This window comes from Microbacterium radiodurans (assembly GCF_008710705.1).
Classification (GTDB): Bacteria; Actinomycetota; Actinomycetes; order Actinomycetales; family Microbacteriaceae; genus Microbacterium; species Microbacterium radiodurans.
The window spans coordinates 898,485-914,377 of sequence record NZ_VYRZ01000002.1 but is presented as its reverse complement, the minus strand read 5'-3'; the positions used below and the strand labels follow the sequence as shown (position 1 = coordinate 914,377).

Annotated in this window: 14 protein-coding genes; 7 read left to right on the top strand and 7 right to left on the bottom strand. The window is 71.5% G+C overall.

Annotated elements, in window-relative coordinates; all coding sequences use genetic code 11:
• Positions 1-34 precede the first annotated feature (34 nt).
• The 3 genes from efeU to efeB are packed head-to-tail and all read left to right on the top strand — an operon-like array spanning position 35 to position 3,526.
• Complete coding sequence (gene efeU / locus F6B42_RS10190; protein WP_150419497.1) at positions 35-961, top strand: iron uptake transporter permease EfeU; 927 nt, start codon at positions 35-37, stop codon at positions 959-961.
• Positions 958-2,184, top strand: a complete 1,227-nt coding sequence (efeO, locus tag F6B42_RS10185; RefSeq protein WP_150419496.1) for an iron uptake system protein EfeO — start codon at positions 958-960, stop codon at positions 2,182-2,184. Before efeU ends, efeO begins: the two co-directional genes overlap by 4 nt.
• Before the next feature lie 13 nt (positions 2,185-2,197).
• On the top strand, positions 2,198-3,526 hold the full coding sequence (gene efeB / locus F6B42_RS10180) for an iron uptake transporter deferrochelatase/peroxidase subunit (RefSeq protein WP_150419495.1): 1,329 nt from the start codon (positions 2,198-2,200) through the stop codon (positions 3,524-3,526).
• A 25-nt stretch (positions 3,527-3,551) separates the two neighbouring features.
• Here the strand turns inward: efeB and F6B42_RS10175 are convergent, their stop codons facing one another.
• The gene (locus F6B42_RS10175; protein WP_150419494.1) at positions 3,552-4,562 is read right to left on the bottom strand and encodes an isopenicillin N synthase family dioxygenase; all 1,011 of its coding nucleotides are present in this window, start codon (positions 4,560-4,562) and stop codon (positions 3,552-3,554) included.
• 9 nt (positions 4,563-4,571) lie between these two features.
• Positions 4,572-5,741 (bottom strand): acyltransferase family protein, encoded by a 1,170-nt coding sequence (locus F6B42_RS10170; protein WP_150419493.1) that lies wholly within the window; start codon positions 5,739-5,741, stop codon positions 4,572-4,574.
• Between the two features lie 147 nt (positions 5,742-5,888).
• On the opposite strand from F6B42_RS10170, the gene F6B42_RS10165 reads away from it, so the two are divergent.
• Positions 5,889-7,085: an LLM class flavin-dependent oxidoreductase gene (locus F6B42_RS10165; RefSeq protein WP_191089330.1), complete on the top strand. Its 1,197-nt coding sequence runs from the start codon at positions 5,889-5,891 to the stop codon at positions 7,083-7,085.
• Complete coding sequence (locus tag F6B42_RS10160) at positions 7,082-7,726, top strand: CE1759 family FMN reductase (RefSeq protein WP_150419492.1); 645 nt, start codon at positions 7,082-7,084, stop codon at positions 7,724-7,726. Before F6B42_RS10165 ends, F6B42_RS10160 begins: the two co-directional genes overlap by 4 nt.
• 30 nt (positions 7,727-7,756) lie before the next feature.
• Here F6B42_RS10160 and F6B42_RS10155 read toward each other — a convergent pair whose 3' ends face one another.
• Positions 7,757-8,362: a DedA family protein gene (locus F6B42_RS10155; protein WP_150419491.1), complete on the bottom strand. Its 606-nt coding sequence runs from the start codon at positions 8,360-8,362 to the stop codon at positions 7,757-7,759.
• A gap of 150 nt (positions 8,363-8,512) precedes the next feature.
• Here F6B42_RS10155 and F6B42_RS10150 point away from each other — a divergent pair, with 150 nt between their 5' ends.
• Complete coding sequence (locus F6B42_RS10150; protein WP_150419490.1) at positions 8,513-10,495, top strand: GDSL-type esterase/lipase family protein; 1,983 nt, start codon at positions 8,513-8,515, stop codon at positions 10,493-10,495.
• 653 nt (positions 10,496-11,148) lie between these two features.
• Here F6B42_RS10150 and F6B42_RS10145 read toward each other — a convergent pair.
• Together F6B42_RS10145 and F6B42_RS10140 are read right to left on the bottom strand one after the other, a co-directional pair.
• Entirely contained in the window at positions 11,149-11,835 is a 687-nt protein-coding gene (locus F6B42_RS10145) for a response regulator (RefSeq protein WP_150419489.1), read from the bottom strand.
• Positions 11,832-13,100 carry a sensor histidine kinase gene (locus F6B42_RS10140; RefSeq protein ID WP_150419488.1) on the bottom strand — a complete coding sequence of 423 codons (1,269 nt, stop codon included), beginning with the start codon at positions 13,098-13,100 and terminating at the stop codon, positions 11,832-11,834. Before F6B42_RS10140 ends, F6B42_RS10145 begins: the two co-directional genes overlap by 4 nt.
• A gap of 153 nt (positions 13,101-13,253) precedes the next feature.
• Between F6B42_RS10140 and F6B42_RS10135 the strand changes: the two genes are divergently transcribed.
• On the top strand, positions 13,254-14,699 hold the full coding sequence (locus F6B42_RS10135; RefSeq protein WP_150419487.1) for a cation:dicarboxylate symporter family transporter: 1,446 nt from the start codon (positions 13,254-13,256) through the stop codon (positions 14,697-14,699).
• A 67-nt stretch (positions 14,700-14,766) separates the two neighbouring features.
• Here the strand turns inward: F6B42_RS10135 and F6B42_RS10130 are convergent, their stop codons facing one another.
• Together F6B42_RS10130 and F6B42_RS10125 are read right to left on the bottom strand one after the other, a co-directional pair.
• Positions 14,767-15,312, bottom strand: a complete 546-nt coding sequence (locus F6B42_RS10130; RefSeq protein ID WP_150419486.1) for a Dps family protein — start codon at positions 15,310-15,312, stop codon at positions 14,767-14,769.
• A 95-nt stretch (positions 15,313-15,407) separates the two neighbouring features.
• The gene (locus F6B42_RS10125; protein ID WP_150419485.1) at positions 15,408-15,872 is read right to left on the bottom strand and encodes a VanZ family protein; all 465 of its coding nucleotides are present in this window, start codon (positions 15,870-15,872) and stop codon (positions 15,408-15,410) included.
• Positions 15,873-15,893 lie beyond the last annotated feature (21 nt).

Sequence of the window (15,893 nt, the reverse complement as noted above, 5' to 3'; positions counted from 1 at the left end):
TAGGTGAGCCTACCCAACCTGAAAGTCGACACCGGTGCTCTCAACCCTTCTCATCGGCCTCCGCGAAGGCCTCGAGGCGGCGATCGTCGTCGGCATCCTCGTCGCCTACCTCGTGCGGGTCGGGCGCCGCGACGTCCTGGCGCGGCTCTGGACCGGTGTCGGGCTCGCCGTCGCCCTCGCGCTCGGGGTCGGCGCGGTGCTGACGTTCGGGTCGTACACGCTCACCTTCGAGGGGCAGGAGATCCTGGGCGGATCTCTGTCGCTCGTCGCGGTCGCGATGGTGACGTGGATGATCTTCTGGATGCAGCGGGCGGGCCGCGGGCTCAAGCGCGCTCTCGAGGGCGACATCGACCGGGCGCTCGCGACCAGTTCGCTCTGGGGGATCGTCGCCATCGGGTTCGTCTCGGTCTCGCGCGAGGGCATCGAGACGACTCTCCTGCTGTGGTCGATGGTGCAGTCCTTCGGCGACGCCCCGAGTGCTCTGCTGGGTGCGCTGCTCGGTCTGGCCCTCGCGGTCGTGCTCGGCTGGCTCATCGCGCGCGGCATGGTGCGACTGGACCTGCGGCGGTTCTTCACGTGGACGGGCGCTCTGCTCATCGTGGTCGCCGCGGGCGTCCTCGCCTACGCCGTGCACGACCTCCAGGAGGCGGGCGTCGTTCCCGGGCCCTTCTCGGCCGTCGCTCCGATCGACGCGGCGACCGGCGCCGTCGCGATCGGGCTCGCCGCCGTGCCGTTCGGCTGGGCGTTCGACGTCTCCGCTGCCATCGCTCCGGGCAGCCCGCTCGCGGCCATCCTCCAGGCGACGGTCGGATTCATGCCCCGGATGAGCTGGATCCAGGTCTTCGCGTGGACCGGCTACATCGTCGTGGTCGGCAGCTTCTTCGTCCGCGGTGCACGTTCGCATCGCGTCGTCGCCCGAGTGGCGGGATCCGCCGCTCCCGTCACCCAAGGAACCGCATGAACGCTCCTCGTCTCGCCGGCGGCGTCGCCTGCCTCTTCGTCGGCTCGATGCTGCTCGCCGGCTGCGTCGCGAAGACGGAGGCCGCCACGGCCGATGCTCTGACCGTCGACACGTCCGACTCGGCCTGTTCGGTCTCGGCCGCGTCCGCGACGAGCGGCACACTGGCCTTCGATGTCAGCAACAGCGGATCGCAGGTCAGCGAGTTCTACCTCCTCGCCGAGGACGGCCTCCGGATCGTCGGGGAGGTCGAGAACATCGCCCCCGGCGCCTCGCGCACGTTGACCGTCGTCGCCCAGCCGGGCGACTACTACACGCTGTGCAAGCCCGGGATGGTGGGTGACGGTGTCGGCCGCGCAGCCTTCGCCGTGTCGGGAGACGCCGTCGCCGCCACGGGCGACGACGCCGAGCAGAAGCAGCAGGCCGTCCAGCTGTACGCGGCGTTCGTCAAGGATCAGGTCGAGCAGCTCGTACCGGCCGTTGCGGCCTTCACCGGCGCCTACGCCGCGGGCGACGACGACGCCGCGCGCGAGCAGTTCCCACGGGTACGCGCGTTCTACGAGCGGATCGAGCCCGTCGCCGAGTCGCTCGGCGATCTCGACCCGCGGATCGACTACCGCGAGGTCGACGCCGTCGCCGAGGGGCTGGCGTGGACGGGCTTCCACCGCATCGAGAAGGATCTCTGGGTGCCTGCCGCCGACGCGCTCAACGCGGACGGAGTCACCCCGGCGTGGCAGGGATGGGAGCCCTCGACTCCCGAGCAGCGAGCCGGTCACGCCGAGCAGCTCGCGGCGGATATCGCCGAGCTCAACGACTACGTCCACTCCGACGAGTTCCAGGCTGCCCTCGACGACCAGGGCATCGCCGGGATCTCGAACGGCGCCATCGCGCTCCTCGACGAGGTCGCCACCGGCAAGATCTCGGGCGAAGAGGACTGGTGGAGCGGCACCGATCTCTACGATTTCGCCGCCAACGTCGAGGGGTCGAAGATGGCGTACTCGCTCGTGCGCGACCTCGTGACGTCGAAGGATGCCGCGGGGGAACAGCTCGCGGCCGACATCGACGCGGGTTATGCCGACCTCGAGACGCGGCTCGCGGCCCACCGCTCCGGCGACGGCTTCGTCTCCTATGTCGAGCTCACCGAGGGCGACAAGCGCGACCTGACCGACTTCATCAACGCCCTCGCCGAGCCGCTGTCGCGCCTGACCGCGACCGTGCTGTCGTGACGGCGAGCCGACGGTGAGCGCAACCCCCGAGTCCGGCGAGAACGTCCATCCGGTCGTACCTGCTGACTCCGTCGCGCCCGAGGCCCGCGGCATCAGCCGCCGCGGGCTCCTCGGGCTCGTCGGCGCCGGTGCCGCCGGTCTGGCGGCCGGCGGATTCGCCGGAGCGGGAGCGGCCGTGGCCCTCGGAGCCGCCGGCACCGCGGCGTCGGGCGGCAGCGGCATCCATCCGTTCTTCGGCGAGCACCAGGCGGGGATCACGACACCCGTCCAGGACCACCTGCACTTCGCGGCGTTCGACCTCGTGGACGGCGCCGCGCGCGACGACCTCATCTCGCTGCTGCAGGACTGGTCGTATGCCGCTTCGCGCATGACCCAGGGACTCGACGTCACGGCGAGCGGCGCCGTCGGCGGATCTCCCGAGGCGCCGCCGGACGACACGGGCGAGGCGCTCGGTCTTCCCGCGAGCTCCCTCACGGTGACCTTCGGTCTCGGTCCAGACGTGTTCGAGAAGGACGGCGTCGACCGCTTCGCCCTCGGCTCGCAGCGCCCGCCGGCCCTGCAGCCGCTGCCGTCCTTCCTCGGCGACGACCTCGACCCGCTCGGCACCGGCGGCGATCTGTGCGTCCAGGCCTGCGCAGACGATCCGCAAGTCGCCGTCCACGCGATCCGGAACCTCAGCCGCATCGCTTTCGGCCGCGCCCGCATCCGCTGGGCGCAGCTCGGATTCGGCCGCACGTCGAGGACCGATGCCGCTCAGGCGACGCCGCGGAACCTCTTCGGCTTCAAAGATGGCACGGCCAACATCCTCGCGTCCGACGGCGACGGACTGCGCGATCACGTCTGGGTCGGCGAGGAGGGCCCGGCCTGGCTCGCCGGAGGAAGCTACCTGGTGGCCCGCCGCATCCGTCAGACGATCGAGTCGTGGGATCGGCTGCGCCTGTCCGAGCAGGAGCGCACGATCGGACGCGACAAGCGCGTGGGGGCGACGCTGTCGGGCGGCGACGAGTTCACCGCGCCCGACTTCTCCGCCACCGATGATCGCGGCCGGGCACGCATCGACGTGCGCTCGCACGTGCGTCTGGCGCATCCCGACAGCAACGGCGGCGTGCGTCTGTTGCGGCGCGGCTACAACTTCGTCGACGGCAACGACGGTCGCGGCAGCCTCGAGGCGGGCCTGTTCTTCCTCTCGTACCAGCGTTCTCCGGAGCAGTTCGTGACGGTCCAGCGTGCGCTGTCGACGGATCTGCTCTCGGAATACCTCCGCCACGTCGGATCGGGCGTGTGGGCCGTTCCCCCGGGCGCGCGCGACGGATCATTCGTGGGCGAGGCCCTCTTCGCCTGAGCCGGTGGCGCGACGCCGTCCGCCGTCAGCGGCGGGCGGCGAGCAGGTCGGCGTGCCAGCGCTCGGCGACGTCGGGGTGGGCGCGCAGACGCGACTTCAGGGCGTTGTCGCCGTGCACCCCGTAAATCGGGTTTCCCGGGTCCTTCGTGACGCCCCTCGCCTCGGCGGCGAGCTCGGCTGGCAGGTCGATGAGCGGGAACGTCGCCTCGAGGGCGGGGTTGAAGAAGAACGGCACCGAGATCCGATCATTCGGATAGCGGGGCGAGACGACCCGGTGGTTCGTCGCCATCAGGTAGCCGTCGGTGGCGTGCTCGAGGAGCTCGCCGATGTTGACGACGAAGGCGCCCGGAACCGGCGGCGCGTCGACCCACTCGCCGTTGCGCTCGACCTGCAGGCCGCCCTTGCCCGGCTCGACCCAGAGCAGGGTGAGCGCGCCGGAGTCCTTGTGCGCGCCGACACCCTGGGAGGGGGCCGGATCGTCCTTGCCGGGGTAGCGGACGATCTTCAGCAGCGTCTGCGGCTCGCCGAAGTGGTCCTCGAAGTACGACGCCGGGGCGCCGAGCGCCTCCGCCCAGGCGCGCAGCAGGCGCCGGGCGACCGTAGAGAGGTGTGCGACCCAGGCGTCGGCGACCTCCTGCAGCTCGGGCTGCGCCGCGGGCCAGAGGTTCGGCCCGATGAGACGCGCGTAGTCCGGAGCGGAGGGGTCGGCCACGGCGGGGCGCTCGGGTCCGATGTCGATCTGCTCGCGCCAGTCGACCCGTCCCTGCGTCAGCTCACCGCCGATGCGCGTGTAGCCGCGGAAGTGCGGACTGTTGACGTTCTCGATCGCGAGCTTGTCGGCTTCGGGCAGCTCGAAGAACTCCCGGGCGACCTGATGGAGGCGCTCCTCGAGTCCGGCTGGGATGCCGGTGCCGGTGAGGTAGAAGAAGCCGACGTCGTGCGTCGCCGCGCGCAGGTCGCGCTGGAACCGGGCGACGGCCGCCGCGTCGCCGTCGAGCTGCGAGAAGTCGAGGACGGGGAGGGAGAGGTCGCTCATGCAGCGAGGCTACGAGCCGCCCGCGGCATCCGCTCGATTGTTGCGCGGCGTGACCGCACCGGCGCCGTTCTCGCGCGGGCGCCTCGAGCCGGTCGGGTCGTTCCGGCGGCCCTCGCGTCCGGCGAGGCTGCGATCGGCGAAGAGCCAGGCGGGTCTCGGCTCGATGAGCGGTCGGAACACCCGGCGCACCGGGCGCGTGCCGAGACCGAGCGCGATGAGCACGGAGGCGACCACGACGAGGGGGAGCCACAGCCAGGTCGGCTCGGCGTCGCGGAGCACGCCGGACTCGCGGAAGGGGTAGAGCACGAAGGAATGCAGCAGGTAGATGTACATCGTGTACTGGCCGAAGTGCGTCCAGCGGTGCGAGCCGCGCGGGACGAGGACGAAGAAGGCGGCCGTGAGCGCGAGCGCGATCAGCAGGAGCGCGACGCGGATGCCGCCGGCCCACCATTCCGCGCTGCCCGCGTCCGAGTAGCTGGCGTCGTAGAACAGCCACTTGCCGAGGTTGATCTCGCGCCAGGTGCCGATGAAGGTCCAGGCGGCCCAGCCCGCGAGGGCCAGCGTCGCGATCGCGCCGATGACCGACCACGCCGTGCGTCTGAGCAGGTCGAAGCGCGCCACGACGTCGCGATCGCGCAGCCACCAGCCGAGAACGAAGAACGGCAGGAAGCCGAGGGTCCGGGACAGCGAGAGAGTGGAGTCGATGTTCGGCAGGTAGCCCGCGACGATCGAGATCCCGAACGCCCAGGCGAGCGGCCAGCGCAGCAGTGCCAGGTAGGGGAGGACGAGCCGGAAGATCCCGAGCGCGAGCAGGAACCAGAGCGTCCACGACGGCTGGGTGGGATTCGGGTTCGCCTGGCCCTCGACGAGGAACTTCGTGAGCGTCCAGAGCCCCTCGAAGACGACATAAGGGACGATGATGTCGGTGATGACCCGAGCCATCTGCCGCCGCGACTGCGGGTCGGACTTCGAGAAATATCCCGAGATGATCGCGAACGCCGGCATGTGGAAGGCGTAGATCACGAGGTACATCGCCATCGCGATGTCGGAATCGTACGTGAGCCGCTGGATCGCGTGGCCGAGGACCACGAGCACGATGCACGCGAATCGGGCGTTGTCCCAGAAGGGGACGCGCCGTCTGGGGCGCGTCGTGGTCGTGCCGGTGGTGGCGTTCGTCATCGTGGATGAAACACTATCCGGCGGGAATACCCTCGGCGCTCCCGCGTTGCATGGTTTATATTCATTTGCATGAAACGGATGCCGCGGCATCCGGGAAGGCGGACCGACGTGAACACGCACGCGAACGACAAGACCGGCTGGCCGGGGATGCAGTTCGGCATCTTCACCGTGAGCGACATCACGGAGGACCCCACGACCGGACGGACGCCGAGCGAGGCGGAGAAGATCCGCGACGCGGTCACGATCGCCCGGCACGCGGAGGAGGTCGGGCTCGACGTCTACGCCGTCGGCGAGCACCACAACCCGCCGTTCTGGTCGTCCTCGCCCACGACGACACTCGCCTACATCGCTGCTCAGACCGAGCGGATCATCCTCTCGACGGCCACGACGCTCATCACCACGAACGACCCGGTGAAGATCGCCGAGGACTACGCGATGCTGCAGCACCTGTCCGGCGGCCGCGTCGACCTGATCATGGGCCGCGGCAACACCGGTCCCGTCTACCCGTGGTTCGGAAAGGACATCCGACAGGGGCTGCCCCTCGCGATCGAGAGCTACGCGCTCCTGCACAAGCTGTGGCGCGAAGACGTCGTGGACTGGGAGGGGAAGTTCCGCACGCCCCTGCAGGGCTTCACCTCGACGCCCCGACCCCTCGACGGGGTGGCCCCCTTCGTCTGGCACGGCTCGATCCGAACGCCCGAGATCGCCGAACAGGCCGCCTACTACGGCGACGGCTTCTTCGCCAACAACATCTTCTGGCCGAAAGAGCACTACCAGCGCCTCATCGACCTCTACCGCCAGCGCTTCGCGCACTACGGCCACGGAACGCCCGAGCAGGCGATCGTCGGCCTCGGCGGTCAGGTGTTCATGAGCGCGAACTCCCAGGACGCGGTGCGACAGTTCCGCCCGTACTTCGACAACGCCCCCGTGTACGGCCACGGCCCCTCGCTCGAGGACTTCAGCGAGATGACGCCCCTCACCGTCGGCTCGCCGCAGCAGGTGATCGACCGGTACGCGGCGATGCGCGAGACCTTCGGCGACTACCAGCGTCAGCTGTTCCTCATCGACCACGCCGGGCTCCCGCTGAAGACCGTGCTCGAGCAGCTCGACATCCTCGGCGGAGAGGTCGTCCCGGTGCTGCGCAAGGAGCTCGCGCACGGGCGCGGCGCCGACGTGCCCGATGCGCCGACGCACGCCGCGCGGGTCCGCGCGGTCTACGGCGACGGTCCCGCGCGCGAGGCGCGTCCCCGCGCCAACCGCGGCGACAACCTCAGCGGTCCCTCGCCGTACCAGGACGTCGCAGCGCCCGCCGGCGCCGCCTTCGGCGTGGGGGCCTCGCGATGAGCGTGCGCCGCATCGCCGTCGTCTCCGCCGGGCTGTCGAACCCGTCGTCGACCCGGATGCTGGCGGATCGCCTCGCGACGGCGACGATCGCCGAATTGGCCGGATCGGGCATCGAGGCGACCGCCGACATCGTCGAGCTTCGCGACCTCGCCCACGACATCACGAACAATCTCCTCACGGGGTTCGCGCCGCCCGCGCTCGAGTCGGCGATCAACTCGGTCGTATCGGCCGACGCCCTCATCGCGGTGACGCCGATCTTCTCGACGAGCTACTCCGGGCTGTTCAAGTCGTTCATCGACGTGCTCGATCCCGACGCCCTCACCGGGATGCCGGTGCTCATCGGGGCGAACGCCGGAACAGCGCGGCACTCGCTGGCGATCGACTACGCCATCCGGCCGCTGTTCGCCTACCTGCACGCAGCGCCGGTCTCGACCGGGGTGTTCGCCGCGTCGAGCGACTGGGGGAGCAAGGCCGACGACGTCGCGCCGCTGAGCGCCCGCGTCGAGCGGGGCGCCCGTGAACTCGCGGCGGCGGTCGCGGCGCGCACCCCCGTGCGCGACGCCGACCCCTTCGACCCGGCGACCTACCTCGGTGAGGGGAAGTCCTTCGGACATCTGCTCGGAGGACTCGCCGGGGAGTGATCTCCCCGCGGGAGCGGCGTCACGGCGCTCTCACGCGCGGTTCTGCGCCCGCCGCCGCGTGATCCGCGCCGCGACGACGTCGATGAGAGCGCCGATCCCGATTGCGGCGGCGACCGACAGCACGATCGCGGCGATCGGAGCGTCGGGGAGCACCGCGCCGATCGCCGCTCCGATGACCGTCTGGTACGTCGCCCACGCCGATGCGGCGACCGCGGTGAACGAGAGGTAGCGCGGCGCCGGCACACGGGTCGCTCCGGCCGTCAGATTGACGGCGAGGCGCGCGAACGGGATGAAGCGGGCGGTGAAGACCACGGTCGCGGTTCCGGCGGCGAGCCGGCGGCCCGCCCAGTCGAACGCGCGCCGCACACGGACCGCACGCATCCAGCGCCACCGACGCAGGCCGATCCGGCGACCGATCAGATAACAGAGGGCGTCCCCGCAGAACGCCGCCAGCGCAGCCACGACGATCACGGCCAGCAGCGGCGGACTCCCCGTGGCAGCCGACAGGGCGCCCGCCGCGGTGACCGCCAGCTCGCCCGGGACGACGACGAGAAGCGAGTCGACGAGCACGAGTCCGAAGACGACCACGAGGATCCACGGGCCGTCGGTGATCGAGGTCAGCAGCTCGGCGGGCACCGACCATCGATACCACCCGAGGATGAACGTCGCGGGAACGGCGACGGACAGGCATCCGCCGGGTGACGCGCGGCCGATGATCGCGTGAACATCGCGCGATGCGGGCCATCGGCGTCACCGCGGGCGCCGCCGCGGCGGCACCCTGGTCGTGTGAGAGTCGCGGTGGTCACCGAGTCCTTCCTGCCCCACATGAACGGGGTGACGGGCTCCGTGCTGCAGACGCTCGGGCATCTCGAGCGACGCGGGCACGAGGCGTACGTCATCGCTCCCGGCGCGGGCCGCGAGCACGCCCTGGCGATGCCCGGCCGCGCCGTGCCGTCTCTGCCGCTGCCGCGGTATCCGGCCGTGCGCGTCGCCGCACCGCCGGTCGCATCGATCGCTCGAGCCCTGCGCGCGTTCCGCCCCGACGTCGTCCACCTCGCCTCGCCGTTCGTCCTCGGCTGGCAGGGGCTGCTCGCGGCCGAAGCCGTCGATGCGCCCACCGTCGCCGTGTACCAGACCGATGTCATCTCCTACACCGAGCGGTACGGGCTGCCGCGGGCGACGGCTCTCGCGGCGAGCCACGTCCGCCGGCTGCATCGACGGGCGACGCTCTCGCTCGCACCGTCGGCGGCCGCGCGCCGACAGCTGGAGGGACTCGGCGTCGACCGGGTGTCGCTCTGGGGTCGGGGGGTGGACGGCATCCGCTTCGCGCCCCATCGCCGGGATGAGGGATGGCGAGCGCGGGTGGCGCCGGGCATGAGGGCCGACGAGGTCATCGTCGGATACGTCGGGCGACTCGCGCCGGAGAAGCAGGTCGAGGACCTCGTCGCCCTGCGCGGGCTTCCCGGCGTCCGGCTCGTGGTGATCGGCGACGGCCCCGCCCGCGGGGCGCTGGAGCGCCGGCTCCCTGAGGCGACCTTCCTCGGCCACCTCCACGGCGACGATCTCGCCGTCGCGATGGCGGGTCTCGACGTCTTCGTCCACCCCGGCGAGAGCGAGACCTTCGGGCAGACCATTCAGGAAGCGCAGGCCAGCGGGGTGCCGGTCGTCGCGACCGGGCGCGGCGGTCCGCTCGATCTCGTTCGCAGCAGCATCGACGGGTGGCTCTATCGCCCGGGCGACGCCGATGATCTCCGCGCCCGCGTCGCTGATATCGCGGGGGATGCCGCGAAGCGCCGCGCGTTCGCCGAGGCCGCACGCACAGCGGTCTCGGGCCGGACCTGGGAGAGTCTCGGTGACGCGCTCCTCGGCCATTACGCGCGTGCCGCGACCTTGCACCGGATCGACCGCGCGCGGCCGGTCCGCGCGTGGCCGCGCGCGGACCCGACCGCCGTCGACAGCGCGCCGCCGCTCTGGCGACGGTACGTCGCCCTCGGCGATTCCATCACCGAGGGTCTCTGCGACACCTCGCGCGCTCCGGCCGGGTCGTACCGCGGCTGGGCAGATCGTCTCGCGCAGCTGCTCGCGCTCGCCGGTCCGCGTTCGCACGGTGCCGTGCGTTTCTCCTACGCCAACCTCGCCGTCCGCAGCCGTCGCGTGCGTCACCTCGTCGAAGAGCAGGTGCCGGCGTGTCTGAGCCTGCGTCCGGATCTCGTGTCGGTGCTCATCGGCGCGAACGATCTGGTGCAGGCGCGCGTCGATGTCGCAGCCGTCGCAGGGGAGGTCGAGATCGCCGTCCGCCGACTGCGGGAGTCGGGCGCCGACGTCGTGCTCGGAACGGTGTTCCTGCCGAGCCGGATGCTCGCGGGGGTGCTCGCGCGCCGCTTCGCCGCGTACAACGCCCGGCTGCGTGAGATCGCAGCTGCCACGGGAGCGATTTTGCTCGACCTCGAGGCGGTTCCGGAGCTGCGCGGACTCGAGGTGTGGGCCGACGACAAGGTCCATCTGCGCTCCGCCGGTCACCGCCTCGTCGCCTACCGCGCCGCGGAGGCACTCGGCGTTCCGCACGCCGAGGCACTCGCGGGACTGGACGGGGCCTTCCACGACGACGAGGACGTCCCCGCAGCCGGAACCTGGCTGCGACGCGACGCCCTGCCCTGGGTCTGGCGCCGGCTGCGCGGACGGACGGCGGGCGACGGCGTCGTGGCGAAGCTGCCCGCGTACGTGGCCGTGGGGCCCGGCCCCCGTTCCCGGTCGTCCCTGCCGCAGTAGCCCGAGTGCCGCGCCCGCCTGGTGCCGGTGCGGCCCGGTGCGGGTGCAGCCGGGGCTGGGCCGTCCCGGCCCCGGGCCGGGATGCAAGGGTTCGTGGCCGGCGCGCCGGTGCGAGGACGTCGGGGCCGGGGTGTCGCATCCGTTCCCTTGCATCGGGGTTCGGCCTGGGCCCCGGACCGCGCCCCGAGCCCTGTGGCGCGCCGGGGCTCGATCCCGGCCACAGTCCCGGTCCCGGGTGCAGCCCAGCCCCGGGCCGGGATGCAAGGGTTCGTGGCCGGCGCGCCGGTCGGAGGCCGTCGGGGCCGGGGTGTCGCATCCGATCCCTTGCATCGGGGTCCGGCTCAGGCCGGGACCGCGACCCGAGCCGGGTGGCCCGCCGGGGCCCCGAGCCGGGGGGACCCCCGGGCCCCGGTCCCGGTCCGGGTGCAGCCCAGCCCCGGGGACCGGTCCCGGGTGCAGCCCAGCCCCGGGGCCGGGGTGCAAGGGTTCGTGGCCGGCGCGCCGGTGGGAGGCCTTCGGGGCCGGGGTGTCGCATCCGATCCCTTGCATCGGGGTCCGGCTCGGCCCCGGACCGTGCCCCGAGCCGGACCGTGCCCCGAGCCGGGCGGACCCCCGGGCCCGGGTGGGGACGAGGATGCCGCGGCGAACGCCGGTCAGCTCCGCCAGCGGTACTCGGTCTCGGGCCGCCCGGGCGTGCCGTAGCGCTGGTCGCGCGCGGCGCGTCCGGCGTCGGCGAGATGCTCGAGGTACCGCCGCGCGGCGACGCGAGACATGCCGAGTCGCTCGGCCGCCTCGCGAGCCGACAGCGCCCCGCCCGCGCGCAGCTGCGCCGAGACGCGCTCGAGCGTCTCGGGCGAGAGGCCCTTGGGCGTGGGGATCGTCGCCGTCGTCGGGCGCAGCGCTCCGAACATCGCGTCGATCTCCGCCTGCGTGGTGGTGCCCGTGGTCTCGCTGGCACGCTCGCGGAATCGCGCGTACTGGGTCATGCGCTCGCGGAAGTCCGCGAAGGTGAAGGGCTTCACGAGGTACTGCACCGCGCCGAGGCTGACGGCCTGGCGCACGACGTCCGCCTCGCGCACCGACGTGATGGCGATGACGTCGACACCGCGTGCCCGTGCCCGCAGGTGCCGCAGCACGTCGAGCCCCGAACCGTCCGGCATGGTCATGTCGAGAAGCACGAGATCGATCTCGGCCGCGGCAGGGCTGTCGAGAAGAGCGCGCAGGGCCGATCGGGCACCGCTGCACTCCGCGATGACGCGAAAACCGTCGAGTCGTCCCACGTACTCGCGATGGAGGTCGAGCGTGAGTGCCTCGTCGTCGACGAGCAGGACGCCGATCATGCGCTCGTCCTCGGCGGCAGGATGACGCGGAACGTCGTCGGGGCGTCGGAGAGCGTGATGACGCCGCCGGCGTCCTCGACGATCGCCGATACGAGCGCGAGTCCGACGCCCCGGCCTTCGCGCCCGGCGGGCTTCGTCGAGAAGCCGTGCTCGAACACCTGCCGATGCAGCTCCGGCGGGATGCCGCGACCGGAATCGGCCACCGCGATCTCGAGCTCGCCCTCGTCGGTGCGGGTCATCCGCAGCTCGACCCATCGAGGCTCGTCGCCGGCGGCCGCGGCATCCATGGCGTTGTCGATGAGGTTTCCGACCACCGAGACCGCGTCGACGGGGGAGAGCACCGAGCGCGGTGCGTTCGGCTCGATCCGGGAGCGCCAGCGGATGCCGCGCTCCTTCGCCTGCGACGCCTTGCCGAGCAGCAGCGCGCCGACCGTCGGGTCGCCCTCGCGGCGGGCCGCGACCTGATCGACGAGCACCTGGCTCTGGCGGGAGGTCTCGGCGAGGATGTCGATCGCCTCGGCGGTGCGCCCGAGCTCGAGCAGGGCGATGGCGGTGTGCATGCGGTTGCCGTGCTCGTGCGTCTGCGCGCGCAGCGCCTCGCCGAGGGTGCGGAGCGACTCGTACGACGAGACGGCGTCGCGCACCGCTCCGGCCGGGAGGTCTCCCGTCACCTGGCGCATCGCGCGCCGGGCCAGCACGGCGCCGATCAGCCCCGCCGCGACGAGCACCCCGGCGATCACGACGACCAGCAGGATGCGCGGACCGAGCGTCGCGGTGATGCTGCCGACCGTCACGCCGACCGACACCCACCCGACGACGGCACCGCCGACCTCGACCGGCACGATCGATCGCACGGACGGACCGAGGGTGCCCGTGAACTCCTCGGTCAGGGGCGCCGGCTCGTTCGGGATGGTCCCGAGGTACGGCTCGCCGATGCGGTCGCGGTCGCGGTGGGTGATGCGGATGCCGGCGGCATTCATCACCGTGACGAAATCCACGCGCGCGTCGTCGATGACCGCCTCGATCTGCGGCTGCAGGTCGGCCGACGCCGCCCTCCGGTCGCCGGCGGCGAGGAGCTCGGCCACCTGGGCGGAGTCGGCGACGGTCTCGGCGACGGCTCGGGTCACTCGCTCGGCCTCGACGCGAACGGTGCGGTGCCCGTCGATCAGGAGGACGGCGGTGATCCCCACCGCCAGCAGCGCCACCGCGGCCGCGACGATGAGGAACACGCGCGACGCGGCGCTGCGTCCGGCTCTCGTCGCCATCGCCTGCCCCTTCCTCGACCGCTCGGGAGCGCGCCTCGGCGCGCGCCGTGACCAATACGACCACAAATCCTCGCGTCTCGGCGCGGGTCGCATCCTGAATGAGCGCCGACAGGGACGTCGGCACCGGACAACGACTGTTCACCTGGAGGAGCAATGGCTCTCACATCATCCTTCCGCCTCCCCGGCTACAACGCGCGGCGCGGCAAGCAGGCCTGGGACAAGCACACCTGGCTCTACGTCTCGGTGATCCTGGCCGTGGTCCTCGGCGCGGTCGTCGGGCTCATCTGGCCCACCTTCGCCGTGGGGCTCGAGCCGATCGGCAAGGGCTTCGTCAACCTCATCAAGATGATGATCGCGCCCATCATCTTCTGCACGATCGTCGTCGGCGTGGGGTCGATCGCCAAGGCGGCGACGGTCGGCCGCATCGGCGGCCTGGCACTGCTCTATTTCATGGTGATGTCGACCTTCGCCCTCGCGATCGGCCTCGTCGTCGGCAACATCATCCACCCGGGTGAGGGCCTCAACATGCAGAGCGCCACCTACGACGCGGGCGCCGCGGGTGAGGCGAAGACGACGACGGAGTTCGTGCTCGGCATCATCCCGACCACCTTCTTCTCGGCCTTCACCGGCGAGAGCGTTCTGCAGGTGCTCTTCATCGCACTGCTCGTCGGCTTCGCCCTCCAGGGACTCGGCGAGAAGGGCGCGCCGATCATGACCGCCGTCAAGCACCTGCAGACGCTGGTCTTCCGCGTGCTCGGGATGATCCTCTGGCTTGCCCCGATCGGCGCATTCGGCGCGATCGCGGCCGTGGTCGGCAAGACGGGGTTCGCCGCGATCGTGAGCCTCGGCGTCCTGATGATCGCCTTCTACATCACGTGCATCGTCTTCATCGTCGCGGTGCTCGGCAGCATCCTCTACGCCGTCGCGCGCGTGAACATCTTCAGCCTCATGAAGTACCTGGCTCGCGAGTACCTGCTCATCGTCGGCACCTCCTCGAGCGAGTCCGCGCTGCCGCGTCTCATCGCCAAGATGGAGCACCTGGGCGTCTCGAAGCCCGTCGTGGGCATCACCGTCCCGACCGGCTACTCGTTCAACCTCGACGGCACGGCGATCTACCTCACGATGGCGTCGCTCTTCATCGCCGCCGGCATGGGCGCGCCGATGTCGATCCCCGAGCAGATCGGACTGCTCGTCTTCATGATCATCGCGTCCAAGGGCGCGGCAGGCGTCACCGGCGCCGGCCTCGCGACCCTCGCCGGCGGACTTCAGGCCTACCGTCCCGACCTCGTCAACGGCGTCGGCGTCATCGTCGGCATCGACCGCTTCATGTCCGAGGGGCGCGCGCTGACGAACTTCACCGGCAACGCCGTCGCCACGGTGCTCATCGGAACCTGGACCCGTCAGTTCGATCGCGAACAAGCGCGCGCCGTGCTGGCCGGCGAACGCCCCTTCGCCGAGTCGATGCTTACCGGTGGGCACGACGGCATGTCCGACGACACCGGCGCCGTCGGGACCCAGGGACTCGGCGAGGCTGCGCTCGACGAGGCGGCGGCCAAAGAGGAGCGCGCCCGGGTGCGGCGGGAGCAGCTCCGGCGCTGACCGCAGACGCGACGAGGCCGCATCCGGAGTCGATCCGGATGCGGCCTCGTCGTCGCGCGGGGGAGCGTCAGTTCTTCGACGCGGTGCGGTTCTCGGCGCTCACCATCCAGGCGAGCTGCTCGAGGCGCTCGAGGATGGAGTGCAGGATGTCCGCCGTCGTGGGGTCCTCGTCGTCGACGTCGTCGTGCACCTCGCGGCATGTCCCGACGACGGCCTCGAGGCGGGCGGTGATGAGGTCGATGACCTCGCTCGTGTCGATCTCGCCCTGCGGGAACTCCGGAAGCGTCGTCGTCTCGGCGACGGTGTCGCTCCGCCCGTCCGGCAGAGCGTGCAGCGCGCGCATGCGCTCGGCGACGGTGTCGGCGAACTCGCGCGCCGCGTCGATGATCTCGTCGAGCTGGAGATGGGTGTCGCGGAAGTTCCGGCCCACGACGTTCCAGTGCGCCTGCTTCCCCTGCAGCGACAGCTCGATGAGGTCGACGAGGACGCGCTGGACGTTCTCGCTCAGCTCCTTCGAGGCGCGGAAGCCGCTCTCGGCGTTCTGCTCGGACGTCAGGCCGGCGCCGGCGGGGCGGCGGCGGTTGCGCGTGGTCGTGTTTCCGTTCGTGGCCATGGATGCCTCCTGGGGGTCGAATGGAACCCACGCTAGGAGCCTCCGCGGCGAGATGCGTGCCGCTTGTCGCACCGCCGTTCGGCTGGTAGAGCCGGTCAGCCGCGCCGCTCGCCGACCCCGTCGACGGCCATTCGTCCGGCCGGACGATGCGCGGCGTCCCGTGCCTCCCGTCGGCGTCGAAGGGCGACCGCGGCCGAGGCGGCGAGGAGCCCCAGGCAGGCGCCGGTGGTGTTGGCGATGATGTCGACGACGCTCGTCGTGCGCTCGGGCAGAAGCGTCTGCGCGGCCTCGATCCCGACAGTGGTCACGATGGCTACGGGGAGAACGAGGTGCGACGAACGACCCAGCGCGAAGGTGAGCAGCGCACCGTACGGGACGAACAGCGCGACGTTCGCGGTGACCTCGACGCGGTTGTAGGTGATCCAGGGGACGATCTCGTCGAGCCGGTGGAGGAGAGGCGAGACGCCGCGGTCGACGGGCTCGGGCCACAGCGCGATGAATGCGAGCGTGACCACGTATGCGACGAGCAGGGTCGCGCCCGTGCGCCGCGTCGGGATCATGCCGCCGCTCGGATGCCGCGC